The organism is Streptomyces sp. NL15-2K, from assembly GCF_030551255.1.
Taxonomy (GTDB): domain Bacteria; phylum Actinomycetota; class Actinomycetes; order Streptomycetales; family Streptomycetaceae; genus Streptomyces.
Genome location: NZ_CP130630.1, coordinates 5,434,085 through 5,459,666, shown reverse-complemented (window position 1 = coordinate 5,459,666; position 25,582 = coordinate 5,434,085). Strand labels below are relative to the sequence as shown.

Here is a 25,582-nt window from a genome sequence, read left to right as displayed (position 1 = left end):
AGGGCCGGAGTGGCCGTGCCGGTGCGCGGGCGTGATGGGGCTTGGAGGGTAGGGGCGGTGGAGTCGTCAGGCGGCGAGGTCGACGTCGTTCGGGGTGCGTGCTTCGTAGAGGGCCCCGGTGCGGATCATGGCGTGGATGACGTTCACGCGCTGGCGGGCCAGGCGGAGGATCGCCTGGGTGTGGGTCTTGCCGCGTGCGCGTTGCCGGTCGTAGTAGATCCGGGAGGACGGGTCGGCTTTGCAGCCGATCGCGGCGAACGCGGCCTGGAACAGGGCGCGTTTGAGGAGCCGGTTGCCGCGGTGGGGTGCGTGCTCGCCGCGGATGGAGGTGCCCGAGGACTTCGTGGCGGGGGCGAGTCCGGCGTAGGAGGCGAGGTGTCCGGCGGTGGGGAAGCCGGTGCCGTCGCCGATCGCGACGATCACGGCCGCTGTGGTCCTGACGCCCAGGCCGGGCAGGGAGGTCAGGAGGTGGAAAAGAGGGAGGGCCTCCAGCAGGGCGGCGATCTCCTGCTCGGCCTGGCGGCGCTGGGTGTGGGCGGCGGCGAGCTGGGCGGCGAGTCCCGGCACGATCAGCGCGGATGCCTCGGTGCCCGGCACGACAAGGGTCTGCTCGGCGAGCGCGTCGAAGATCTCTGCGGTCAGGTGGTGGGCCTTGCGCGAACCGTGCACCTTGAGCAGGGCCTCGCAGCGGGCCCGGCCCAGTTTCCTCAGTCTCGCCGGGGAGCCGTGCCGTTGGAGGAGCGCCTGGATATAGGGGTAGGCCAGGCGCGGGCCGAGCACACGCTCGAGAGAGGGGTGGATCTGAGAGAGCAGGCCGCGCAGCCGGTTGGTGGCGCGGTTGACCTCGCCGGCCAGGTCGTTGTCGTAGCCGGTGAGCATGGTCAGCTCGGCCAGCACCTCGTCGTCGCGGTCCACCGCGCGCAGGGTGTGCGGCATGGTGCGGGCGGTCTCGGCGATCACGAACGCGTCGCGGGCGTCGGTCTTGGCCTCGCCCGGGTGCAGGTCGGCGGCCCGCCGCATCGACAGCCCGGGCAGGTAGGCCACCCGGCAGCCGGCCGCGCGGGCCACCGTCAGCGGCAGCGCGCCGATGTTGGCGACCTGGTCCACGATCACCAGGACAGTGCCGAACTTCGCCACCAGCCTGGTGAACAGCTCCAGCAGTTTCGGCTCGGTGTTGGGCAGCCGCTTGTCGTGCACGGTTCTGCCGTCTTCGGTCCGGCCGTGGGCGTGGTGGAACTCCTTGCCCAGGTCCAGGCCGAGGAAAAGATCTATCGCGGTCGTGTCGACCATGTACGCGTGCCCCTCGCCACTCGTCTCCTCAACTCCCGGCCGTCCCTGCGGCACCACACGCCGGCAACCACGTTACGCAGACATGCCACCAGTGAAACGGCCCGGCATTGCGCCGGACCAGGCGGTCGTCAGGCCCCTCATCAGCGGTCAAGCGGTGCCCCGAAGCCCGGCGGCAACACCCCCCAGGTCATCCGTACGACAGGGGGCACACAGCCATACCGGACCCGGGGGCCAGGCGCCCCATTGCGGGGCCACGAAAAAGGTAACGGGGGCGAAGGTCCGGGGGGCTGGGGGTCTGGGGGCGGAGCCTTCCCAGGGGGGCGCCTCTCGGTGGTCCGAGTCGGGGCGTGGGGGGCGAAGGTCCCGGGGTCCCGGGGTCTGGGGGTCTGGGGGCGAAGCCCCCAAGGGATCACCTCTCAACTGACCGAGTCGGGTGGTGGGGTGGGCATAGGCCCGGGGTCTGGGGGCGGAGCCCCCAGTGGGGCCCGCGCCCACGCCGGGTGCCCAGCGAACCCCGGGCAACCGAAACCACGGTTCCACAACCCCCCGCACAGACACCCCGGCGACAATGACCCCGTGCGGTACACAATCCTGGGCGTCACCCAGGCAAAGGACGACCACGGCACCGCCGTACCCCTCGGCGGCCCCCGCCTCCGAGCCCTGCTCACCGCCCTCGCCCTGCGCCCCGGCCGCGTCACCGCCCCCGAGACCCTGATCGACGAGGTCTGGGCCGACGCCCCGCCCCAGGACGCCCCGGCCGCCCTCCAGGCCCTGGTCGGCCGCCTCCGCCGTACCGTCGGCAAGGACACCGTCACCTCCGAGCCAGGCGGCTACCGACTGGCCGCCGCCCCGGACGACGTCGACCTCTTCCGTTTCGAGCGCCTGGTACGGCAGGGCACCACCGCCCTGGCGAACGGCGACGCCCCCACCGCCGCCCGCCACCTCCGCGACGCCCTCGCGCTGTGGCGCGGCCCCGCCCTCGCCGACCTCCCCGACCGCACCGCCGCCACCCGCCCGGAGGCCCTGCGCCTGGAGGCGACCCGCGCCCGGATCGAGGCGGACCTGCGACTCGGCCGCGCCCAGGACGTCGTACCGGAGTTGAAGGAACTGACCGCGGCACACCCGTACGACGAACCGCTGCACGTCCTGCTCATCCGCGCCCTGCGCGACACCGCACGCCGCGCCGACGCCCTCGCCGCGTACGAGACCGCCCGCCGCACACTCGCCGACGGCCTCGGCACCGACCCGGGCCCCGAACTCCGCGCCCTGCACACCGACCTGCTCACCCCACCCACCCGGGAACCACGAATCCCACCCACCCGGGAACCACGAATCCCACCCACCCGGGAACCACGAATCCCACCCACCCGGGGACGGCAAGCCCCACCCACCCGGGAACCACAAATCCCACCGACCCGGGAACCGCAGACCCCACCCCTCAACCGCACCACCAACATCCGCCCCCGCCTGACAACTTTCGTCGGCCGGGAACCCGAACTCGACGCCATCCGTTCCGAATTGCACAGAGCCCGTCTCGTCACCCTCACCGGACCAGGCGGCTCCGGAAAGACCCGCCTCGCCGAGGAAGCCGCCGCCGGGCTCCCGCAGGCGTGGCTGGTCGAGCTGGCGCCGCTCGACCGGCCGGAGGCGGTGCCGGGCGCGGTGGTCAGTGCGCTCGGTCTGCGCGAGACCGTGCTCATGACCAGCGAGCTGACGGCCCCGCAGGACGACCCGGTCGCCCTGCTGATCGAGTACTGCGCCTCGCGCAGCCAACTCCTGATCCTTGACAACTGCGAACATGTGATCGACGCGGCGGCCGCCCTCGCCGAAACCCTCCTCACCCACTGCCCGGGGCTCACGATCCTCGCCACCAGCCGTGAATCCCTCGGCGTCCCCGGCGAGTCGGTGCGCCCGGTCGAGCCCCTCCTCCCCGACCAGGCACAGCGCCTCTTCGCGGAGCGCGCGGCGGCCGTCAGCCCCGACGCGGACGCCCTGCTCGGCGACAAGGAGGCCGTCGCCGAGATCTGCCGCCGCCTCGACGGGCTGCCGCTCGCCATCGAGCTGGCGGCGGCCCGGCTGCGCCTGCTCACCCCCCGCCAGATCGCCGACCGCCTCGACGACCGCTTCCGCCTCCTCACCTCCGGGAGCCGCACCGTCCTGCCCCGCCAGCAGACCCTGCGCGCGGTGGTCGACTGGTCCTGGGAACTGCTCGACGACCAGGAGCGGACCATCCTGTGCGAGGTGTCCGTCTTCGCGGGCGGCTGGGAGCTGGAGGCGGCGGAGGCCGTGTGCACGGGCCCGGCCGCGGACCTGCTCGGCGCGCTCGTCGACAAGTCCCTGATCGTCGCCACGCCGTACGAGCGCCCCGGCGGCGACGGCATGCGGTACCGCATGCTGGAGACCATCCACGAGTACGCCACCGAGCGCGCCGCCGAGTCCCCCGACCTGCGCGCCGCCGCCGAGCGCCGCCACCGCGCGTGGGCGCGCGCCCTGGCCGAGGAGGCCGAGCCGCTGCTGCGTTCCGCCGGGCAACTCCCGTGGATCGCCCGCCTGGAGACCGAGCTGGACAACATCCGCGCGGCCCTCTTCCGCGTGGGGACGGCCGGGGCCGAGGAGGAGGCCGGCTCCCTCGCCCTCGCCATGGGCTGGTTCTGGTGGCTGCGCAACTACCGTCACGAGGGCGCGGAGTGGATCGACCAGGTCCTGCGCCTGGGTGCCGCCATCGACGCGACCGCGGGAGATTCCACCGGTGGCAGCCCGGACCCCGTCGACGCCTTCCTCGCCGCCCCGCACGAGGAGGCGCACCACCCGCTGCACACCCTGCGGATGCGTCTGCGGATCCTGCACCTCTACCTCAAGTCCGAGGTCGAGCCGCTGGACGGGCGGATGGACGACCGGCTGCGCCGGTACATCGAGCTGGTGCGAGAGCACTTCGAGCGGGGCGGCCCGGACGCGGCCCGAATGCCGGGCATCGTCTGGCCCTTGACCAGCTACGTCCTCAGCGGCGCGGAGGGCATCCGGGCGTCCCTCGATGTCGCCGTCGACAACTGCCGTACCCACGGCGACGACTGGGCGGTCGCCGTCGCCCTGATGTTCCGGACGCACATGGCCGTCGACTCACCGGGCGGCCTGGAGGGCGTGGACGACGACCTCGCGGAGCTCAGGACGCTGAGCCGACGCGCAGGCGACCGCTGGATCCGGGCGCAGGTGTGCAGCGCGGCCGGCGAGACCGCCATGGCGCGCAGCCGCTTCGAGGAGGCCAAGGGGGAGTACGAGGAGGCGCTGCGGCTCGCCTACGAGGTGGGGGCGTACACCGAGACGCCCTTCCTGATAGCCCGGCTGGCCGAGATCGACTACCGCGCGGGCGACCGCCAGGCCGCGCTGGCCGCGCTGGACGAGGCGAGCGCCGCCGCCGACCGCCACGGCGTGGCGGACAGCCGGGCCTTCGTCCTGCTGATGCGGGCCCAGATCGCGCTGGACGAGAAGGACACCGCCCGCGCGCGCGTGCTGTGCGGGGCGGCCCGCGCGGAGACCGAGCGGGGCACTCCGCCGCCGCAGTTCATGGTGATGCTGAACGCGGTCGAGGCCTGGGCCACGGTCGCCGAGTCGGGCCCGGAGCACGGCCTGCCGCAGCTGGTCGACAGCGTCCGCGAGGCGGTGGAGTGGCGATGCGCCGAAGCGATCACGGCGGCACTCGTGGACGGCTCGGCGGCCCTGCTGTCCGACCTCGGCGACCACGCGCGCGTGGCCCGCCTGCTCGCCGCCGCGCAGCACTGGCGCGGCGGCCATCCGCGCCCCATGCCCGAGCGCGCCAACGCCGAGCGGGCCGAGGCCGCCGCCCGAGCCGGACTGAGCGCCGGGCGGTACGAGGAGGAGTACACCAGGGGCGCGTCCCTCACCCCGGCCGACGTGCTCCGCGAACTCGGCGAGGCCCTGCGCGCCCACCGCCCGGCCGACGCGGTAAGCCCCGGGGACTCAGGCTCTCAGTAGCAGGTGAATTTCGACTCGGCCCAGTCCGCGAGCGCCAGGTTGTCGACGTGACTGTGCGGCTCGACCACCAGCCGTACGGTCCTGCGCCCGGCGAGATTCACATGGACCGGCACCGCCGCGTCGCCGCCCTTGACCATCGCCGACCGCCACAGCCGGACCCCGTCGGCGTAGACGGAGAAGTAGACCTTGCCGAGCCCGGCCGTCATGTCGTCGACGCCGACCAGCGCGTCGTAGGCGGAGCAGGTGCGGTTGAGGTCGACGGTGACCGAGGAGTGGCCGTGCACGGTCACGCCGTGCGGGTAACTCTTCTCGGCGACGGACACGCCGTACCGCTGCCACACCCAACTGCTCTCGCGGATCCTCATCTCGGGCTCGCTGCCGTCGCCGGTGATGTCGTACGACAACTCGCTCCACTGGTAGACGCGCGGAGAGGGCGGGGTCGGCGGAGTCGGCGTGGGGGTACGGCCGGGCGCCGGAGTCGAGGTCGGCTTCGGCGTGGGAGTCGGGGTCGGCGTGGGTGTCGGCGTAGGGGTGGGCCTGGGCGTAGGAGTCGGGGTCGGTGTCGGTGTGGGAGCCGGGGCGGGCGCGCGTGCGATCACTGGTTGCTTCGGGGCGGGTTCGTTCCTCGGAGGCTTGGGAGGCCTCGGCGGCGCGAGGGTCGGCGACTTCTCGACGATCGGGGACGGCACGGGCGGATTGGCGTCGTTCTGCTTCTTCCTGATCGGGTCGTCGTTGTTCATCAGCGCGAACACCACCGCCGCCGCGACGCCCGCGACGACCACGCCGGCCGCGATACCGGCCTTCACCGGCGCGCCCAGCCCTTCGGAGGCCGCCGCGCCGCCACCGGCACCCGCCCCGCCGGACGAGCTGCCGCTCGCCGCGGAGGCCGCCCCCGCGGCACCGGCCGCGCCGGCCCCGCCGGCGATGAGCCCGGCGGCCTTGGCGTACCCGGCGGCACCGAACCAGCCGATGACCGCGACGGGCACCGCGGCGGGGATACCGCCGGCGACTTCCTTGATCTGGCCCGCCGCCAGCCGGCACTTGGCGCACTCCTCCAGGTGCTTGCGCAGACCCCGCTCGGCGCGCGTGCGCAGGCCGCCGCGGGCGTAGGCGCCGAGCCGGTCGGCGTAGCGGGCGCACTCCTCGTCGCCGGCGAGGGCGGCGCTGACGTGGGCCTGGAGGTAGGCCTGCTTGAGGCCCTCGCGGGCGCGGCTGGCGAGCACGCGCGTGCCGTTGGCGTCCAGCCCGAAGAGCGTGGCGACCTCGCTCGGCGACTCGTCCTCGACCTCGGTGTGCCACAGCACGGCCTGCCAGCGCTCGGGCAGCGACCGGAAGGCCCGCATGGCCATGGACTGCTCGGCCTCGTGCATCGCGCGGACGTCGGCGCCCAGGTCGAGCGTGTCGCTGTCGGACACCCCGGAGGAGAACACCTCGGAGGAGCGCGCGGACTGCGCGGCGAACACCGCGAAGTCGTCGACCAGCTGCTCCCGCTTCGCGGACTTCGTCCAGCTCGCGGCGACCCGTCGGACGGTGGTCAGCAGATACGCGCGTACGGCGTGCTCGGGCCCGGAGCCGCCGCGCACCGCCTGGAGCGTGCGGGCGAAGACCTCGGCCGTGAGGTCGTCGGCGGTGTGGCCGTCACGGCAGCAGGTGCGGGCGTACCGGCGCACGGCCTCCGCGTGGCGCCGGTAGAGCGCCTCGTAGGCCGTGTCGTCGCCCGAGCGCATCCGGTCGATCAGGTCGGCGTCGGACGGCGGCAGCTCCCTCGGCGGCGGCAGGATGCCGCTGTCCTCGCGCCGGTCGCGCTGGGCGGGCACGCTTCCCTCGACGGGCTCGCCGCCCTGCGCCGGGATGGCGGCCTGCGGAAGGCCGGCCCATCCCCCCTGGCTCGGCACATGCGGCGAGGCCGCGCCGCCGGCCTCCGCGTCGTCGTCATCGAGTGACCCGTCCCGCCCGTCAAAGCTCATCGCGGAAAGCCCCCGCCGCCTGCCCAACCAGTCCAGAACACCGGGTCAGAGTGCCATATTGGCTTTTGTTCAGGGCGAAGCGGTACGGCCCGACCGCTCGTCCGCGGGGGCTTCTCGCAAGGCAGTGCCGACCGTCACTCGTACGGGGAAGGCTCAATCGGCGTTCCCATGCCGGGAGTTGAGCCGGACGTCCGAAATGACCGTAATGTTTGCGAGCGGGTGCCCGGCGCGAGGGCGGCGCAGCGCCCACGCCCCATCATCACCCCTTCGAGTCACACCGGCCGCGAACGCAACCCCTCCAGCAGGATGTCCAGCAGTCGCGCCGAGGCCGCCGCCTGCTGCGCCGCGTCCGGCAGCGAAGGCGCCGCCGTGGCGATCACCAGCAGGACGTCCGACACCGACACATCGGGCCGCAGCTCACCCGCCGCGCGCGCCCGCTCCACGAGCTGGCCCACGACCTCGAGCAGCGCCGCCGCCCCCGCGTCGTCGACCGCGGAGTCCGCCGAGAGTGCCGAAGACCCCTCCGGCACTAACCGCAGCTCCCCGGAACCCGGCTGCGTCCGCTGCTGCGGCACCCGCGCCCCGTCCGCGCCCTCGTCCGCCACGCCGACCCGCAGCACCTGCGGCGGCAGCAGCCGCCCGGCGCCCGAGGCCACCGACGTGCGCAGGAAGCGCGAGAGCGCCGACCACGGCTCGTCCTCCTGGCCGAGCGCCGCACGCGCCTGGTCGGTCAGCCGGGAGGTCTCCTCCTCGGCTATCCGCCGCACCAGGACGTCCTTGCTCGGGAAGCGCCGGTACACCGTGCCGACGCCGACCCGCGCGCGCCGCGCCACGTCCTCCATCGGCGCGCCGTACCCCAGCTCGCCGAAGACCTCGCGCGCCGCACGCAGCACGTGCTCCAGATTGCGCTGTGCGTCCACCCGCAGCGGCGTCGTCCGCGCGGCGTTCCCGCGTCCGCCCCCCGCCGCGCTCATCGCCGAACCCATCGCGCCGCCCAGCCCCCCGCCACCGGATGCGATGGCAGACGCGGACGACCAATGAGAGTCCTGAACATGCATAAGTGTTCCCCCGGTAATGACGTCTCCCCCCGGAGACTCTCCCCGCCATTGAAAGCCGGAGCGATCGGAACAAGCCCGGTCACGGCTCCGCGCGTCGCGGAACCGAAGGCGCATCCCCCTACACCCCGTCGACACACGAACATAGTTGAGTGAGGGTCAATTCAGAAGGGGCACGTTCCGCACGGAGCGCCCCCCGATCGGAGTACGGGTCGCATACGTCCCGATTGCACCCCCTCCGAGCGCCCGGCGCACCCCCTCTGACCTGCGGTCCTTCCCCCCACTCCGGCGATTCGGCCAACCCTGCCCGCCCACGGCTCGCAGTCACACAATTTGTCGGGGCTGTGGACAAACGCAAGCGCCGGGTGCGTCATGGGATGGTGAAGGAACGTGCGCGCATTCTCGTTGTCGGCGGCGGCTACGTCGGGATGTACACGGCCCTGCGTCTCCAGCGGAAGCTGAAACGGGAACTCGACCGGGGCGAGGCGGAGATCACAGTGGTCACTCCCGACCCGTACATGACCTACCAACCGTTCCTCCCGGAAGCGGCCGCGGGCTCCATCTCTCCCCGCCATGTCGTCGTACCGCTGCGCCGCCTCCTCGACCGCTGCCGGGTCGTCATCGGCGAGGCCACCTCCATCGACCACGCCAAACGCACCGCCGCCGTCACCACGCTCGCCACCGAGGAGGAGCGCACCGGCCCCCAGCAGCTGTCGTACGACGAACTCGTCCTCGCGCCCGGCTCCATCTCACGCACCCTGCCCATCCCCGGCCTCGCCGACCACGGCATCGGCTTCAAGACCGTCGAGGAGGCCATCGGCCTGCGCAACCACGTCATCGAGCAGATGGACATCGCCTCCTCCACCCGCGACCCCGCCATCCGCGACGCGGCCCTGACCTTCGTCTTCGTCGGCGGCGGCTACGCCGGAGTCGAGGCGCTCGGCGAGCTGGAGGACATGGCCCGCTACACCGCGCGCTACTACCACAACGTCCGCCCCGAGGACATGAAGTGGATCCTCGTCGAGGCCTCGGACCGCATCCTGCCCGAGGTCGGCGAGGAGATGGGCCGCTACACCGTCACCGAGCTGCGCCGCCGCAACATCGACGTACGGCTGAACACCCGCCTGGAATCCTGCGCGGACCGCGTCGCCGTCCTCAGCGACGGCGCCCGCTTCCCGACCCGTACGGTCGTCTGGACGGCCGGCGTCAAACCCCACCCGATCCTCGCCGCCTCCGACCTCCCCCTGAACGAACGCGGTCGGCTGAAATGCACCCCTCGGCTGACGATCGAGGGCACCACGCACGCGTGGGCCGCGGGCGACGCCGCCGCCGTCCCCGACGTCACCGCCGCGGAACCCGGCAGGGAATGCGCCCCCAACGCCCAGCACGCGCTGCGCCAGGCCAAGACCCTCGGCGACAACATCGCCCACTCCCTGCGCGGCGAGCCCCTGGACACGTACTCCCACAAGTACGTCGGCTCAGTCGCCTCCCTGGGACTGCACAAAGGCGTCGCCCACGTCTACGGACGCAAGCTGAAGGGCTACCCTGCCTGGTTCATGCACCGCGTCTACCACCTCAGCAGGGTGCCCACCTTCAACCGCAAGGCCCGCGTCCTGGCCGAATGGACCCTGTCCGGGCTCTTCAAGAGGGAGATCGTCTCCCTGGGATCGCTCGAACATCCCCGAGCGGAGTTCGAACTCGCGGCCGGTGGAAAGCCTCCTCACACACCGCCGGACAACCCGAAGGGGTCGTCCTGACCGGACCGAGGAACTCCGACCGCACGGTAGGCGTCTGACGGATGTCGACCTCGTCGGCCGCCCTGCCAGACTGGTCCCGACCTTGGACGGGACAGACCCCCGCCCTTCGAACCCACGAGGCTTTCCCCACAGTGCCGCACCCTCGGGGCGCCACCACCCTCCAGACCCCGCCGGGTCCGGAGCCGGCCTGAACGCCGAACAGGTCGAACAGGCCGAACACGCCGAAGACGATGACACGAGGCAAGGATTCGTGAACTTCACGCGCTGGAGCGCCCGGCTCCCCGGAACGCAGCGCCGCGCCGCAGCGCGGACCGAACAGACGGTCCTCCCGGACCGGCGGGGAGAAGGCTCGGGCTCCGTCCCCGCGGCCCGCGCCGAACAACTGACCGACGCGGCGCCACCCGTGCCGGCCGTCGACGAACTCCGGGTGCGCGAGGTTCTGGACCGCGTCCCGGCCCTCGTCGCCCTCGTCCACGGCTCCGACCACCGCCTCGCCTACGTCAACGACGCCTACGTCACCGCCTTCGGCGCCCGCCCGACCGGCGCCCCGGCCCGCGAGGCCCTCCCGGAGCTGGACGAGATCGGCCTGCTCCCGCTCCTGGACCAGGTACTGCGCAGCGGCAAGCCCCGCACGGTCAAGTCCCGCAAGGCCCCCGACAGCCGCTCGTACACCTTCACGTGCACGCCGGTCGCCGAGGGCGACGGTGGCGTCCTCGTCTTCGCGACGGACGTCACCGACCACGCCGAAGCCGCCGAACGCCTCAGAGCCAGCGAACGCCGCCAGCGCGAAACCGCGGTCACCCTCCAGAGGTCCCTGCTCCCACAAGAGCTCGAACAACCGGACGACCTACGCATCGCGGCGACGTACCACCCCGGCGGCACGGAGGCAGCGGTCGGCGGCGACTGGTACGACGTGATCACACTCGGCGGCGGCCGCACGGCACTCGTGATCGGCGACGTGATGGGCCGAGGGGTCCGCGCGGCGGCGGTCATGGGCCAGCTCCGTACGGCGGTCAGGGCGTACGCCCGCCTCGACCTGCCCCCGCACGAGGTGCTCCAGCTCCTGGACGGCCTCGCCATGGAAATCGACGCCAACCAGATCGCCACGTGCGTGTACGCCGTCCACGACCCGAACGAGGGCCGGCTGGTGTACGCCTCGGCCGGCCACCTGCCCATCCTGGTCCGCGACGAGAGCGGAGCCGTCCAGCGCGCCGACGAACCGACCGGCCCGCCGCTCGGCACGGGCGGCTGGATGCACGCCTCGGGCTCGATCCCGCTGAGCCCGGGCTCTACGGCGGTGCTGTACACCGACGGCCTGGTGGAGCGGAGGAACGAGGACCTGGACGAGGGCATCGCGGCCCTGGAGCGAGCACTGGCGGGCGCGACCGGCACCCCCCAGGTCGTCTGCGACCGCCTGGTCCGCTCGGCGGGCGTGACGGCGGACCACGACGACGACGTGGCCGTCCTGGTCCTCCAGCACCCCGCCCGCACGGGCCCCGACAGCGACCTCTTCCGCAACGCGGCCCTGGAACTGCTGGGCGGCGTGGAGGCGGCACCACGCGCGCGTGCGTTCGCCTCCGGCGTGCTGACCAGCTGGCGGTTCCCGGTGGAACTGCACGACCTGGGTGTCCTCGCCGCGAGCGAACTGGTCGCCAACTCACTCCAACACGGCACCCCACCCATGCGACTGCGCCTCCGCCGCACCGACCGCCGACTGATCGTCGAGGTCACGGACGGCGACGACCACCTCCCCCGACGACGGCGCGCGGAACCCGGGGACGAGTCGGGCCGGGGCATCGCCATCGTGGCGACCATCGCGTCGGCATGGGGGTCTCGGCGGACGCCGGGCGGCGGGAAGGCGGTGTGGTGCGAGTTCGGGCTGCCGGGGGTCGCGAAGTGAACGGGCCGTCGTAGGGGCCGACCGAGTCGGGTGGTGGGTGGACATAGGCCGGGGGTCCAGGGGGCGGAGCCCCCTGGCGGTGTCGAAGTCAGGCCCGAGCCCGCGCCTGCCCGGCCGCAGCCGCACCCCCCTGAGCCACCACCCTGCTCTTCCCCGCCCAGGGCTGATCCTGCGCCGCCGTAAGCTCCCGCCCCAACCGCACCGCCAGAAACGTGATCCCCAAGCAGAACAGCAGAAACGTCACGACATACGGCGCATGCAGCGAGGCACCCATAGGCCCACCGACAGCCGGCCCCACAGCCAACGCCAACTGCTTCACCAGCGCGAACGCGGAGTTGTACTGCCCCGCCATCCCCGCCGGCGCCAGATCAGCCACCAACGGCGCAACCGTCGGCGACAACATCGCCTCCCCCAGCCCGAACAACGCGTACGTCGACACGAACGCCGCCGTAGCCATCTCCTGACTGCCATGCCCAAGCCCCGCGTACGCAGCCACAACCCACGCCACGGCCCAGATCAACCCCACGGACGCGATCACCCGGGACCGCCTCCGCCGCTCCACGAACCTCAGCACCGCGAACTGCGCAACCACGATCACCGCGGTGTTCGCCGCCAGCGCCGCCCCCAACGCGGACGTCGAGATCCCGGCCGCCTCCACGCCGTACGCACTCAGCCCCGACTCGAACTGCCCGTAGCAGGCGAAGAACAGCACGAACCCCAGCACACACAGCTGCACCATGGCCCGGTTGCCCAACAACTGCCCCCAGCTCCCGCGGGCGGAACCCGACCGCCCCGACCGCCCCGACCCCCCGGACTGCCCCGACGCATCCGCGATCCGCGGCGAGTGCGGCATCCGCACCGTCACCATCACTACGACCAGCACCAGGAACATCACCGCCTCGATCGCGAACAGCAGCGTGAAAGAGGAGACACGAGTCGTGTCGACGAGATGCCCGCCGATCAGCCCACCGACCCCGAGCCCCAGGTTCTGCAGGAAGAACTGCGTCGCGAACGCCCGCGACCGCGTCTGAGCCGTCGAGCAGTCCACGATCATCGTCGCGAGCGCCGGCTGCATCACGGCCTGCCCCGCCCCGAGCGCGGCCGCCGCAAGCAGCACGGTCGTCGCACTGCCCGCGAGCCCCAGGCTCAGCGCGCCCAGCGCGGCGGTGACCAGGGCGGTGAGCAGCACCGGCAGCGGGCCCCGCCGGACGATGGCCCGCCCGGCGAACGGCAGCACGACCAGCGCGGCCACGGCGAACACGGCGAGGACGAGCCCCGCCGTCACGGCACCCAGTCCCCGCACCTGCGCCACGTAGACGTACAGGTACGGGACCGTGAAGCCGAGCCCGAACGCGCTGAGTGCATTGCCCACATGGATCCGGCGCATCGCGGCGCCCATCGCCCTGGTCACGTTCACCTCTCTCGAGTTAGTTGGTAGATCTCAGTAGTTAGGACTGAAGACTTCGAAGCTAAAGTTCGAATCTAAACAGTACACATAGAAGGACTTCAACGCCAAGCAGCCCGTGCGATACTGCCCCCATGGGCGACACCTCCGGCAGCATCAGCAGCGAGCCGACCCTCGAAGAGCAGATCGCCGCCTACCAACGCGAGTTCCAGGACCTCGACCCCCAGGTCGAGAAGATCGTCTCGGCGCTGGCCCGCCTGAACCGGCGTATGAACGTCGCCTACGGTCGCCAGACCTCAGCACTCGGCATCAGCAACGCCGAGTGGGAGGTCCTCAAGGCACTCGTCCTCTCCGGCGCGCCCTACCGCCTGGGCCCCAGCGACCTCGCCAAGCGCCTCGGCCTGACGCCGGCCGCGATGACCCACCGGATCGACCGCATGGTCGGCGAAGGGCTCGTCACCAGGGAGCGCGACGAGTCCAACCGCGTCCGCGTGATCGTCGAACTGACCGCGGAGGGCCGCGAGAAGTGGCTGGAGGCCATGCGGCTCGCCTCGGTCTTCGAGGAGGACCTCCTCCAGGACCTCTCGCCGGAAGAGCGCACAGCCCTCGGCGAAGTCCTCACCCGCCTCCTACGCAGGGTGGAGCACGCCCAGCCGGACGCCGGCGGACGCCTCACTGACCTGGACTGATGCGGGCCCTGAGGCCCCAGTAAAGATCTTGACAGAGGGCACTTGACAGCCCCCTGGCCGATCCGTAAAGTTCTTCGGGTTGCCACGGAGCCGTAACGGTTCTGCGACAGCACATCCGCCGCATGAGCGGCACCTCAAACCACCAGCACGATCTCCCAGCGGGGTTGAATTCGGCGCGCCCGAATTCAATTCGATCTGGGCTCGGCACCTCGATTTGGGACCTGCCGAGGGAATCCGCTAAGGTTTGAGACGTCGGAACGGCCCAACGGCTGCGAAGACAAACCCGGTTGACTGGGCGTCAGACACCGAGAGGATCTGATAAAGTCGACACCGCCGGAAGGTCGAGAGGCCGGAAAGCAAAATCCCCTCCGACTGGGAATCGGATCGCGAAACGATCTGGTAGAGTTGGAAACGTAAGACCGAAGGGAAGCGCCCGGAGGAAAGCCGCGAGAGAGTCTCTCGGGTGAGTACAAAGGAAGCGTCCGTTCCTTGAGAACTCAACAGCGTGCCAAAAGTCAACGCCAGATATGTTGATACCCCGTCCATCGGATCTTTCCGGTGGCGAGGTTCCTTTGAAGAATACACAGCGAGGACGCTGTGAACCGTCGGGCTTATTCCGCCCGGAGGTTCCGCTCTCGTGGTGTCGACCGGATAACCGGTAAACATTCACGGAGAGTTTGATCCTGGCTCAGGACGAACGCTGGCGGCGTGCTTAACACATGCAAGTCGAACGATGAACCACTTCGGTGGGGATTAGTGGCGAACGGGTGAGTAACACGTGGGCAATCTGCCCTTCACTCTGGGACAAGCCCTGGAAACGGGGTCTAATACCGGATAGCACTCTCGTGGGCATCTGCGAGGGTTGAAAGCTCCGGCGGTGAAGGATGAGCCCGCGGCCTATCAGCTTGTTGGTGAGGTAATGGCTCACCAAGGCGACGACGGGTAGCCGGCCTGAGAGGGCGACCGGCCACACTGGGACTGAGACACGGCCCAGACTCCTACGGGAGGCAGCAGTGGGGAATATTGCACAATGGGCGAAAGCCTGATGCAGCGACGCCGCGTGAGGGATGACGGCCTTCGGGTTGTAAACCTCTTTCAGCAGGGAAGAAGCGAAAGTGACGGTACCTGCAGAAGAAGCGCCGGCTAACTACGTGCCAGCAGCCGCGGTAATACGTAGGGCGCAAGCGTTGTCCGGAATTATTGGGCGTAAAGAGCTCGTAGGCGGCTTGTCACGTCGGGTGTGAAAGCCCGGGGCTTAACCCCGGGTCTGCATTCGATACGGGCTAGCTAGAGTGTGGTAGGGGAGATCGGAATTCCTGGTGTAGCGGTGAAATGCGCAGATATCAGGAGGAACACCGGTGGCGAAGGCGGATCTCTGGGCCATTACTGACGCTGAGGAGCGAAAGCGTGGGGAGCGAACAGGATTAGATACCCTGGTAGTCCACGCCGTAAACGGTGGGAACTAGGTGTTGGCGACATTCCACGTCGTCGGTGCCGCAGCTAACGCATTAAGTTCCCCGCCTGGGGAGTACGGCCGCAAGGCTAAAACTCAAAGGAATTGACGGGGGCCCGCACAAGCAGCGGAGCATGTGGCTTAATTCGACGCAACGCGAAGAACCTTACCAAGGCTTGACATACACCGGAAACGTCCAGAGATGGGCGCCCCCTTGTGGTCGGTGTACAGGTGGTGCATGGCTGTCGTCAGCTCGTGTCGTGAGATGTTGGGTTAAGTCCCGCAACGAGCGCAACCCTTGTTCTGTGTTGCCAGCATGCCCTTCGGGGTGATGGGGACTCACAGGAGACCGCCGGGGTCAACTCGGAGGAAGGTGGGGACGACGTCAAGTCATCATGCCCCTTATGTCTTGGGCTGCACACGTGCTACAATGGCCGGTACAATGAGCTGCGATACCGTGAGGTGGAGCGAATCTCAAAAAGCCGGTCTCAGTTCGGATTGGGGTCTGCAACTCGACCCCATGAAGTCGGAGTTGCTAGTAATCGCAGATCAGCATTGCTGCGGTGAATACGTTCCCGGGCCTTGTACACACCGCCCGTCACGTCACGAAAGTCGGTAACACCCGAAGCCGGTGGCCCAACCCCCTTGTGGGGAGGGAGCTGTCGAAGGTGGGACTGGCGATTGGGACGAAGTCGTAACAAGGTAGCCGTACCGGAAGGTGCGGCTGGATCACCTCCTTTCTAAGGAGCACTTCTCAGCCGGTCCTTCGGGGCTGGTTCAGAGGCCAGTTCATCGGCGAACGTCCGGTGCTGGTTGCTCATGGGTGGAACGTTGACTACTCGGCACACTTGATCGTCTTCTCCTTCTAGTACTGCTCTTCGGAGCGTGGAACGTTGAGGGGAGCGGTGAGGGTGTCGGGCACGCTGTTGGGTGTCTGAGGGCACGGCCGTAAGGTCTGTCTTCGGGTGCCGGCCCCAGTGAACTCCGGATCAATTCCGGGGGTGATGGGTGGCTGGTCGTTGTTTGAGAACTGCACAGTGGACGCGAGCATCTGTGGCCAAGTTTTTAAGGGCGCACGGTGGATGCCTTGGTACCAGGAACCGATGAAGGACGTGGGAGGCCACGATAGGCCCCGGGGAGTCGTCAACCAGGCTTTGATCCGGGGGTGTCCGAATGGGGAAACCCGGCAGTCGTCATGGGCTGTCACCCATACCTGAACACATAGGGTATGTGGAGGGAACGCGGGGAAGTGAAACATCTCAGTACCCGCAGGAAGAGAAAACAACCGTGATTCCGGGAGTAGTGGCGAGCGAAACCGGATGAGGCTAAACCGTATACGTGTGAGACCCGGCAGGGGTTGCGTATGCGGGGTTGTGGGATCTCTCTTTCACGGTCTGCCGGCCGTGGGACGAGTCAGAAACCGTTGATGTAGGCGAAGGACATGCGAAAGGTCCGGCGTAGAGGGTAAGACCCCCGTAGTCGAAACGTCAGCGGCTCGTTGGAGAGACACCCAAGTAGCACGGGGCCCGAGAAATCCCGTGTGAATCTGGCGGGACCACCCGCTAAGCCTAAATATTCCCTGGTGACCGATAGCGGATAGTACCGTGAGGGAATGGTGAAAAGTACCGCGGGAGCGGAGTGAAATAGTACCTGAAACCGTGTGCCTACAAGCCGTGGGAGCGTCGGGCAAGCACTTGTGTTTGTCTCGTGACTGCGTGCCTTTTGAAGAATGAGCCTGCGAGTTTGCGGTGTGTTGCGAGGTTAACCCGTGTGGGGAAGCCGTAGCGAAAGCGAGTCCGAACAGGGCGTTTTAGTAGCATGCTCAAGACCCGAAGCGGAGTGATCTAGCCATGGGCAGGTTGAAGCGGCTGTAAGAGGTCGTGGAGGACCGAACCCACCAGGGTTGAAAACCTGGGGGATGACCTGTGGTTAGGGGTGAAAGGCCAATCAAACTCCGTGATAGCTGGTTCTCCCCGAAATGCATTTAGGTGCAGCGTCGTGTGTTTCTTGCCGGAGGTAGAGCACTGGATAGGCGATGGGCCCTACCGGGTTACTGACCTTAGCCAAACTCCGAATGCCGGTAAGTGAGAGCGCGGCAGTGAGACTGTGGGGGATAAGCTCCATGGTCGAGAGGGAAACAGCCCAGAGCATCGACTAAGGCCCCTAAGCGTACGCTAAGTGGGAAAGGATGTGGAGTCGCACAGACAACCAGGAGGTTGGCTTAGAAGCAGCCACCCTTGAAAGAGTGCGTAATAGCTCACTGGTCAAGTGATTCCGCGCCGACAATGTAGCGGGGCTCAAGCGTACCGCCGAAGTCGTGTCATTGCAGCATGAGCCCCAACGGGCGCTGTGATGGGTAGGGGAGCGTCGTCTGCCGGGTGAAGCAGCCGCGGAAGCGAGTTGTGGACGGTTGACGAGTGAGAATGCAGGCATGAGTAGCGATACACACGTGGGAAACGTGTGCGCCGATTGACTAAGGGTTCCTGGGTCAAGCTGATCTGCCCAGGGTAAGTCGGGACCTAAGGCGAGGCCGACAGGCGTAGTCGATGGATAACCGGTTGATATTCCGGTACCCGCTGTGAAGCGTCAAACATTGAATCCAGTGATGCTAAGCCCGTGAAGCCGTTCCGGACCCTTCGGGGAATGGAAAGTGGTGGAGCCGGTGGCCCGAGCTGGTAGTAGGTGAGTGATGGGGTGACGCAGGAAGGTAGTCCATCCCGGGCGGTGGTTGTCCCGGGGTAAGGGTGTAGCCCGTCATCCAGGTAAATCCGGATGGCACATGGGGTGAGACCTGATGCCGAGCCGATTGTGGTGAAGTGGATGATCCTATGCTGTCGAGAAAAGCCTCTAGCGAGTTTCATGGCGGCCCGTACCCTAAACCGACTCAGGTGGTCAGGTAGAGAATACCGAGGCGTTCGGGTGAACTATGGTTAAGGAACTCGGCAAAATGCCCCCGTAACTTCGGGAGAAGGGGGGCCATGTCCGGTGAAGGGCTTTGCGCCTGGAGCTGGGGGTGGCCGCAGAGACCAGCGAGAAGCGACTGTTTACTAAAAACACAGGTCCGTGCGAAGCCGTAAGGCGATGTATACGGACTGACGCCTGCCCGGTGCTGGAACGTTAAGGGGACCGGTTAGTCCGATTTCGGTCGGGCGAAGCTGAGAACTTAAGCGCCAGTAAACGGCGGTGGTAACTATAACCATCCTAAGGTAGCGAAATTCCTTGTCGGGTAAGTTCCGACCTGCACGAATGGCGTAACGACTTCTCGACTGTCTCAACCATAGGCCCGGTGAAATTGCACTACGAGTAAAGATGCTCGTTTCGCGCAGCAGGACGGAAAGACCCCGGGACCTTTACTACAGTTTGATATTGGTGTTCGGTTCGGCTTGTGTAGGATAGCTGGGAGACTTTGAAGCTGTCACGCCAGTGGTGGTGGAGTCGTCGTTGAAATACCAGTCTGGTCGTGCTGGATGTCTAACCTGGGTCCGTGATCCGGATCAGGGACAGTGTCTGATGGGTAGTTTAACTGGGGCGGTTGCCTCCTAAAGAGTAACGGAGGCGCCCAAAGGTTCCCTCAGCCTGGTTGGTAATCAGGTGTTGAGTGTAAGTGCACAAGGGAGCTTGACTGTGAGACCGACGGGTCGAGCAGGGACGAAAGTCGGGACTAGTGATCCGGCGGTGGCTTGTGGAAGCGCCGTCGCTCAACGGATAAAAGGTACCCCGGGGATAACAGGCTGATCTTCCCCAAGAGTCCATATCGACGGGATGGTTTGGCACCTCGATGTCGGCTCGTCGCATCCTGGGGCTGGAGTCGGTCCCAAGGGTTGGGCTGTTCGCCCATTAAAGCGGTACGCGAGCTGGGTTTAGAACGTCGTGAGACAGTTCGGTCCCTATCCGCTGTGCGCGTAGGAGTCTTGAGAAGGGCTGTCCCTAGTACGAGAGGACCGGGACGGACGAACCTCTGGTGTGCCAGTTGTTCTGCCAAGGGCATGGCTGGTTGGCTACGTTCGGGAGGGATAACCGCTGAAAGCATCTAAGCGGGAAGCCTGCTTCGAGATGAGGACTCCCACCCCCTTGAGGGGTTAAGGCTCCCAGTAGACGACTGGGTTGATAGGCCGGATATGGAAGCACCGTAAGGTGTGGAGTTGACCGGTACTAATAGGCCGAGGGCTTGTCCTCAGTTGCTCGCGTCCACTGTGTTGGTTCTGAAACCACGAACAGCCCCGTTGCCGGGCCACGGCAATGGTTGTGGCGTTCACAGTTTCATAGTGTTTCGGTGGTTATAGCGTGAGGGAAACGCCCGGTTACATTCCGAACCCGGAAGCTAAGCCTTACAGCGCCGATGGTACTGCAGGGGGGACCCTGTGGGAGAGTAGGACGCCGCCGAACAAATCTTGAGAAAACCCCGCACCGGGATGGTGCGGGGTTTTCTGCGTTTCAGGCATTCATGACGGCTGCACCAGCTTCGTGTCGTACGCGAGGATCACCGCCTGGACGCGGTCCCGTGAGCCCGTCTTCGCGAGGATGCGGCCCACGTGGGTCTTCACCGTCGATTCGGCCAGGTGGAGGCGGGTGGCTATCTCGGTGTTCGTCCAGCCCTTGCCGATGACCGTCAGGATTTCGCGTTCACGGTCCGTGAGGGCGGCCAGGCGAGGGTCCGGGTCTCCCGGGCTTTCGGCTGGTGTGCCGGTCGGCAGGTGCTGGGCGTATGCGTCCAGGAGGCGGCGGGTCAGGCTGGGGGCCACCACCGCGTCGCCCGTAGCCACCGCGCGGATGCCCGAAAGCAGGTCCTCCGGCTGGGCGTCCTTGACCAGGAAACCTGAGGCGCCCGCGCGCAGGCCGGCGTAGGCGTACTCGTCCAGGTCGAAGGTGGTGAGGATCAGGACGCGGGTGCGGTCGCCGGCGGCGGCGATGCGGCGAGTGGCCTCGATGCCGTCGAGGCCGGGCATCCGGACGTCCATCAGGACGACGTCGGGATGGAGTTCGGCGGTCATGCGGCTGGCTCGGTTCGTCGCCTCCCCCAGCACCGTCATGTCGTCCTGGCTCTCCAGCAGCATGCGGAAGCCGAGGCGCTGGAGGGGCTGGTCGTCGGCGATGAGGACCGTGGTCACTGCGGGGTTTCCTCCGGGAGGTGTAAGTGGACGCGCCAGCCCCGCTCCGGGTGCGGGCGGGGGCCGGCCTCAAGTGTGCCGCCGTAGAGGGCGGTTCGTTCGCGCATTCCGGGTAGTCCGCGGCCGCCTCTGTCGAGGGCCTGGCCCCCGTTGCCGGTGTCGGTCACGGTGACGGTGACGGCGCCTTTGTCCTCGTACGCGATCGTGATCAGTGCTGTGGCGTCGGGGCCGCCGTGTTTGAGGGTGTTGGTGAGGGCTTCCTGGATGACGCGGTAGACCGTGAGCTGGCGGCCGGGGTGGAGGGTGGGGGTGCCGTGGATGGTGGTGCGGACGGGTAGGCCGGCGGCGCGTACGCCGTCGATGAGCTGGTCGAGGTCGGTCAGGGTGGGCTGGGGGGTCAGTTCGGCCTCGCTCTGGGACTTCTCCTCCTCACGCAGGACGTCCAGGAGGCGGCGTAGTTCGCTCAAAGCCTGGCGGCTGGTGGTGCCGATGGCGTGGAGGGCTTGGGCGGCGCGTTCCGGGGACTTGGTGGCGGCGTACTTTCCGCCGTCGGCGAGGCCGGTGATGACGGAGAGGTTGTGGCCGATGATGTCGTGCATCTCGCGGGCTATGCGGGCGCGTTCGGCGGCGGCGGCCAGGCGGGTCTGCTGGTCGCGTTCGATCTCGAGGCGGCGGGCTCGGTCTTCCAGGGCCTCGGTGTAGTTGCGGCGGGTGCGGACCGTGACGCCGACGAGGGCGGCCGTGGCGATGGACAGCAGTTGGGAGCCGATCTGCTGGTCCCAGCTGCCTTCGTCGCCGTAGCGGGCCGCGGTCACGACCACCGGGGCGAGGACCAGGGTCGCCGCCCACCACATGGTGCGCAGGGGCAGGCGCAGGGCGATGTGGTAGACGACGAGCAGTTGGAGCAGCGCCGCCTGGAGGATGGCGCCGGTCCAGGCGTTGACCAGGGCGACGGGTGCCAGAGCGATGAGGACGGCGCGGGGGTGGCTGCGTCGCCAGAGGAGGGGGACGGAGAAGCCGAGGCTCAGGGCGAGGACGAGCCAGTCGGCGACGTGGACGTTGTGGGCGATGTTGCGCCAGCCGCCGCCGATGTAGTCGATCAGGGCCGCCGTCACCCAGAAGCCGGTGATGTGCAGGTCCCACACCAGGGGATGGCTCCGGTCGAAGGCGCGCACCCGCCTGGTGATGCGATGGACGTACTCGGTGAGGGGTTCCGCCGTTCGTTCTTCCGCTGCGCGTTCTTCCGTCACGGAGTCCATGGTGGGCCCTCTTCCTTCGCCATGCTTCGATGCTCGTCCGCGTGGGGGCGGCGGGCGTCGGACCGGGGGCAGTATTTGGGGTGAGGGGTGTAGTACCCGGGTATTACCGTGGCCATATGAACTACGTGATCCGGTCCGTACGCCCTGATGAGTGGCCCGCAGCGAAGGAGTTGCGGCTTGTGGCGCTGCGGGATCCGGTGGCGCACCTCGCCTTTCTGGAGACCTACGAGGCGGCTGCGGCCAGGCCGGACTCCTTCTGGCAGGAGCGGACGGCGAGTTCCGCCGAGGGCGCGGACCGGGCTCAGCAGATCATCGCCGCAGGGCCCGACGGGCGGTGGGTGGGGACGCTGACCGTGCTGGTGGAGGAGCCCGGGACGACGGACTGGGCCGGGTTTCCGATAGAGCGGAAGCAGACGCATCTGGTGGGCGTGTTCGTGCGGCCCGAGGAGCGGGGGAGCGGGCTGACCGAGGTGCTGTTCGACGCCGCCCTGGAGTGGTCGTGGGCGCGTGGGGCGGAGCGGGTGCGGCTGATCGTGCATGAGGAGAACGAACGGGCACAGCGGTTCTACCGCAAGGTGGGGTTCGTGCCGAGTGGGGTGACTGTGCCGTTGACCGGGCACTCCGAGGAGCGGGAGTTGGAGTTCGTGCTGGAGCGCGACTAACGCGATTAACGCGGCTAAAGCGACTAGCGCGATCAGTGCGATCAGTGCGATCAGTGCGATCAGTGCGGTTACACCGGCAGTTCTGCGTTCGGCCACCGGGTGCGGCCCTGTTCACGGGATCGGAGCAGGGCCAGGGTCGGCAGGCCCCGGTCCGCTCCGGTGGCCAGCAGCTCCGGGAGCTGGGGAAGCGGAGCCACGGCGGCGACGTCGTCGAGGACGAGCGTCAGTGGTGGGTCGAGGCGACCGGAGGATGACCGTTCGGCCATGCGCCGGCCGCGCTCGACCACGCTTGAGGTGAGGGCGGTCAGGAGGGGCATCGCGCCGGGGTTCGTCCGGGGGTCCTCGATTGATTCACCCACCACATAAAGCGTGCCCCCTTCGTCGACGAAGGAATCCAAGGCGAGCGCATCAGTTCGGTTGGGAGTGCAGGCCTCGCGGATGTTGACCGTGAAGAGGGCGGAGAGGGCTCGGCCGGCCAACTCCTGCGCGATGTCCCGGCGTTCGGCGTGCGCGGTGAGGGCGGCTTCGAGTTCGCCCGCAGCGCCGGGGGCGGCCTTGGGGTGCGTACGGAGGGTTCGTACGGCGTCCTGGATCTGGGTGCCCTGGCACCAGCGGTGGACGTGGCGGATGGTGCGGCCGTCGATGGCGGCGGCGTGCAGGTAGCTCCGCAGGAGTGTTTCGGCTACGTCGGCCATCGCCTGGTCGATTTTCGCGGTGGGGCGGACCGGTGAGAGGAGGGCGGTGGCTCTGGTGGCCGCCGTTTGCTTGTCCTCGCAGCCTGCCGTCGGGGACCAGTGGAGGCGGGCCGGGGTGTCGCAGAGGTGGGAAGGGTCGTAGACGTGGACCGGGCCGAGTTTGGCTCTGGCGTCCTTCGTGTCCTGCCAGATGGCGGGGTTCGAGGTGACGACGAGGGCTGGGCCTGCCGCGTCGTGCACTGCTTGGGTTGCGGGGGTGTGACGGGCTGCCGGGGAGCCGTAGTGCACCGCGCCTTCGGCGCGGTTTGTTTCCCACCCGCCCACCTGTTTGCCGTTGGCCCGAGAGGCGGAGGGCTGGGCATCGGCCGGCGTTGCGCGGAGTGGTTCCGTTGGTTGTGGCTCCGGTGACGGCGTCGGTACCGGTACCGGTACCTCGTGGGGCTCAGGGGGCGTCGCCGCAGTCCGGTCCAGCGCCGCCGCCCTCTCCTCCCGTCTCCTGGCCCGCACCGCCCTCCACCGCGCCACCGTGCCCAGCACGAACACCGTCAGGACGATCAGGATCATCAGCTGGCCGATGAACAGGCCCCAGAACAGGCCGTATCCCGAGAGTTCGGCGGCGGGGGCCTCCGGCCAGGCGCCGGGGATGTCGTGCGGTTGGGCGATGAGCTGGCGCATGGCCAGGGGGGTGCGGCTGAAGGTGACCCCCGTGGGCCAGGCGCCGTGGGAGAACAGGGCGGCCAGGCCCGTGGCCGACCAGACCAGGAGGGTCATGCCGAGGAGGAAGGCGAGTATGCCGACGAGCAGTCCGTCGGGGATGCCGCCCTGGCCTCCTCCTTGGCCTCCATGGCCTCCATGGCCTCCATGGCGTCCCTGGGCGTCCAGGCGGCCGTCGCGTCCCTCACCCGGTCTCATGGGCTCCCCCTAGGCCTGCTACGCCACCGTCGACTCGGAGTCGCCGAGATGCTGTTCCACGAACGCCGCCGCCCGTTCCTCCGCCTCCAGCTCGGCCGCGCGCAGCGCGTCGTCCGTCCGCTCGCGTTCGGCGGACGACTCGGTCATCGCGCGGTCGGTGAAGACCAGCGGGCGTTCGGTCTCGGTGACCAGGTGTTTGACGACCTGGACATTGCCGTTGACGTCCCAGACGGCGATACCGGGGGTCAGGCTCGGGATGATCTCGACCGCCCACCTGGGCAGGCCGAGCACCCGGCCCGTCGCCCTCGCCTCGTCCGCTTTCTGGGCGTAGATCGTCCGCGTCGACGCCATCTTCAGGATGGCCGCCGCCTCCTTCGCCGCCGCTCCGTCCACCACGTCGCTCAAGTGGTGGACGACCGCCACGAAGGACAGACCCAGCCGGCGCCCGAACTTCAGCAGCCGCTGGAACAGCTGCGCCACGAACGGGCTGTTGATGATGTGCCAGGCCTCCTCGACCAGGAAGATGCGCTTCTTCCGGTCGGGGCGGATCCAGGTGTGCTCCAGCCACACGCCGACGATCGCCATCAGGATCGGCATGGCGATGGAGTTGCGGTCGATGTGGGACAGGTCGAAGACGATGAGGGGGGCGTCCAGGTCGATGCCGACCGTGGTCGGGCCGTCGAACATGCCGCGCAGGTCACCGTCGACCAGACGGTCGAGGACCAGCGCCACATCAAGTCCCCACGCCCGTACGTCGTCTATGTCGACGTTCATCGCCTCGGCCGACTCCGGCTCGGGGTGCCGTAGCTGCTCGACGATGTCCATCAGGACGGGCTGGCGTTCGACGATCGTCTCGTTGACGTAGGCGTGGGCGACCTTGAGCGCGAAGCCCGAGCGCTCGTCCAGGCCGTGCCCCAGCGCGACCTCGATGATGGTCCGCAGCAGGGCGAGCTGTCCCGTGGTCGTGATCGCCGGGTCGAGGGGATTGAGGCGGATCCCGTGATCCAGCGCCGCCATCGGGTCCAGCCGGACAGGAGTTATCCCCAGCTCCTGCGCGATCAGGTTCCATTCACCGACGCCGTCCTCGCCCTGCGCGTCCAGGACGACGACCTGACGGTCGCGGAAGCGCAGCTGTCGTAGGACGTACGTCTTCTCAAGGGCCGACTTGCCGTTGCCGGACTCTCCGAGGACCAGCCAGTGCGGTGCCGGGAGCTGCTGGCCGTACAGCTGGAAGGGGTCGTAGATGTAGCCCTTCCCGGAGTAGACCTCGCGGCCGATGATGACGCCCGAGTCGCCGAGGCCGGGGGCGGCGGTCGGGAGGTAGACCGCCTGGGCCTGGCCCGTGGAGGTGCGTACCGGCATTCGGGTCGTCTCGACCTTCCCGAACAGGAAGGACGTGAAGGCGTCGGTGAGGATGGACATCGGATCCCGCATGCGGCG

General features: G+C 68.5%; 13 protein-coding genes and 3 rRNA genes. 8 read left to right on the top strand and 8 right to left on the bottom strand.

Annotation, left to right across the window (positions count from 1 at the left end):
- Window positions 1-66: 66 nt before the first annotated feature.
- Window positions 67-1,290: an IS110 family transposase gene (locus Q4V64_RS24430; protein ID WP_124445779.1), complete on the bottom strand. Its 1,224-nt coding sequence runs from the start codon at window positions 1,288-1,290 to the stop codon at window positions 67-69.
- A gap of 576 nt (window positions 1,291-1,866) precedes the next feature.
- Here Q4V64_RS24430 and Q4V64_RS24425 point away from each other — a divergent pair.
- A complete protein-coding gene (locus Q4V64_RS24425) occupies window positions 1,867-5,280 on the top strand; it encodes a BTAD domain-containing putative transcriptional regulator (RefSeq protein ID WP_124440987.1) in 3,414 nt (1,137 codons plus the stop codon).
- Here Q4V64_RS24425 and Q4V64_RS24420 read toward each other — a convergent pair.
- The gene (locus Q4V64_RS24420; protein WP_124440988.1) at window positions 5,274-7,247 is read right to left on the bottom strand and encodes a sigma-70 family RNA polymerase sigma factor; all 1,974 of its coding nucleotides are present in this window, start codon (window positions 7,245-7,247) and stop codon (window positions 5,274-5,276) included. The two genes, Q4V64_RS24425 and Q4V64_RS24420, sit on opposite strands and share 7 nt — an antisense overlap.
- Before the next feature lie 272 nt (window positions 7,248-7,519).
- Window positions 7,520-8,305 carry a helix-turn-helix domain-containing protein gene (locus Q4V64_RS24415; RefSeq protein ID WP_124440989.1) on the bottom strand — a complete coding sequence of 262 codons (786 nt, stop codon included), beginning with the start codon at window positions 8,303-8,305 and terminating at the stop codon, window positions 7,520-7,522.
- 374 nt (window positions 8,306-8,679) lie between these two features.
- On the opposite strand from Q4V64_RS24415, the gene Q4V64_RS24410 reads away from it, so the two are divergent.
- Window positions 8,680-10,059 carry an NAD(P)/FAD-dependent oxidoreductase gene (locus Q4V64_RS24410; RefSeq protein WP_124440990.1) on the top strand — a complete coding sequence of 460 codons (1,380 nt, stop codon included), beginning with the start codon at window positions 8,680-8,682 and terminating at the stop codon, window positions 10,057-10,059.
- 250 nt (window positions 10,060-10,309) lie between these two features.
- A complete protein-coding gene (locus Q4V64_RS24405; protein WP_124440991.1) occupies window positions 10,310-11,959 on the top strand; it encodes a SpoIIE family protein phosphatase in 1,650 nt (549 codons plus the stop codon).
- Between the two features lie 88 nt (window positions 11,960-12,047).
- On the opposite strand, the gene Q4V64_RS24400 is transcribed toward Q4V64_RS24405, so the two are convergent.
- Complete coding sequence (locus tag Q4V64_RS24400) at window positions 12,048-13,346, bottom strand: MFS transporter (protein WP_172629260.1); 1,299 nt, start codon at window positions 13,344-13,346, stop codon at window positions 12,048-12,050.
- A gap of 152 nt (window positions 13,347-13,498) precedes the next feature.
- Between Q4V64_RS24400 and Q4V64_RS24395 the strand changes: the two genes are divergently transcribed.
- The 4 genes from Q4V64_RS24395 (at window position 13,499) to rrf (ending at window position 19,892) form a co-directional block, all read left to right on the top strand.
- The gene (locus Q4V64_RS24395) at window positions 13,499-14,053 is read left to right on the top strand and encodes a MarR family transcriptional regulator (protein ID WP_124440993.1); all 555 of its coding nucleotides are present in this window, start codon (window positions 13,499-13,501) and stop codon (window positions 14,051-14,053) included.
- Window positions 14,054-14,718: 665 nt separating this feature from the next.
- A 16S ribosomal RNA gene (locus tag Q4V64_RS24390) occupies window positions 14,719-16,246 on the top strand.
- Window positions 16,247-16,561: 315 nt separating this feature from the next.
- Window positions 16,562-19,682, top strand: a 23S ribosomal RNA gene (locus tag Q4V64_RS24385).
- Window positions 19,683-19,775: 93 nt separating this feature from the next.
- Window positions 19,776-19,892: ribosomal RNA gene (gene rrf, locus Q4V64_RS24380) — 5S ribosomal RNA — on the top strand.
- Together the 16S, 23S and 5S rRNA genes form the textbook arrangement of a ribosomal RNA operon.
- A gap of 56 nt (window positions 19,893-19,948) precedes the next feature.
- Here rrf and Q4V64_RS24375 read toward each other — a convergent pair.
- Both Q4V64_RS24375 and Q4V64_RS24370 read right to left on the bottom strand, forming a co-directional pair.
- The gene (locus Q4V64_RS24375; RefSeq protein WP_124440994.1) at window positions 19,949-20,614 is read right to left on the bottom strand and encodes a response regulator transcription factor; all 666 of its coding nucleotides are present in this window, start codon (window positions 20,612-20,614) and stop codon (window positions 19,949-19,951) included.
- Window positions 20,611-21,873 carry a histidine kinase gene (locus Q4V64_RS24370; RefSeq protein ID WP_124440995.1) on the bottom strand — a complete coding sequence of 421 codons (1,263 nt, stop codon included), beginning with the start codon at window positions 21,871-21,873 and terminating at the stop codon, window positions 20,611-20,613. Before Q4V64_RS24370 ends, Q4V64_RS24375 begins: the two co-directional genes overlap by 4 nt.
- A gap of 116 nt (window positions 21,874-21,989) precedes the next feature.
- Here Q4V64_RS24370 and Q4V64_RS24365 point away from each other — a divergent pair, with 116 nt between their 5' ends.
- On the top strand, window positions 21,990-22,535 hold the full coding sequence (locus tag Q4V64_RS24365; protein ID WP_124440996.1) for a GNAT family N-acetyltransferase: 546 nt from the start codon (window positions 21,990-21,992) through the stop codon (window positions 22,533-22,535).
- Between the two features lie 68 nt (window positions 22,536-22,603).
- Here the strand turns inward: Q4V64_RS24365 and Q4V64_RS24360 are convergent, their stop codons facing one another.
- Window positions 22,604-24,142 carry a type IV secretory system conjugative DNA transfer family protein gene (locus Q4V64_RS24360; protein ID WP_253267041.1) on the bottom strand — a complete coding sequence of 513 codons (1,539 nt, stop codon included), beginning with the start codon at window positions 24,140-24,142 and terminating at the stop codon, window positions 22,604-22,606.
- An 18-nt stretch (window positions 24,143-24,160) separates the two neighbouring features.
- Window positions 24,161-25,576, bottom strand: coding sequence for an ATP-binding protein (locus tag Q4V64_RS24355; protein ID WP_124440997.1), 1,416 nt, complete (start codon window positions 25,574-25,576; stop codon window positions 24,161-24,163).
- Window positions 25,577-25,582: the final 6 nt, after the last annotated feature.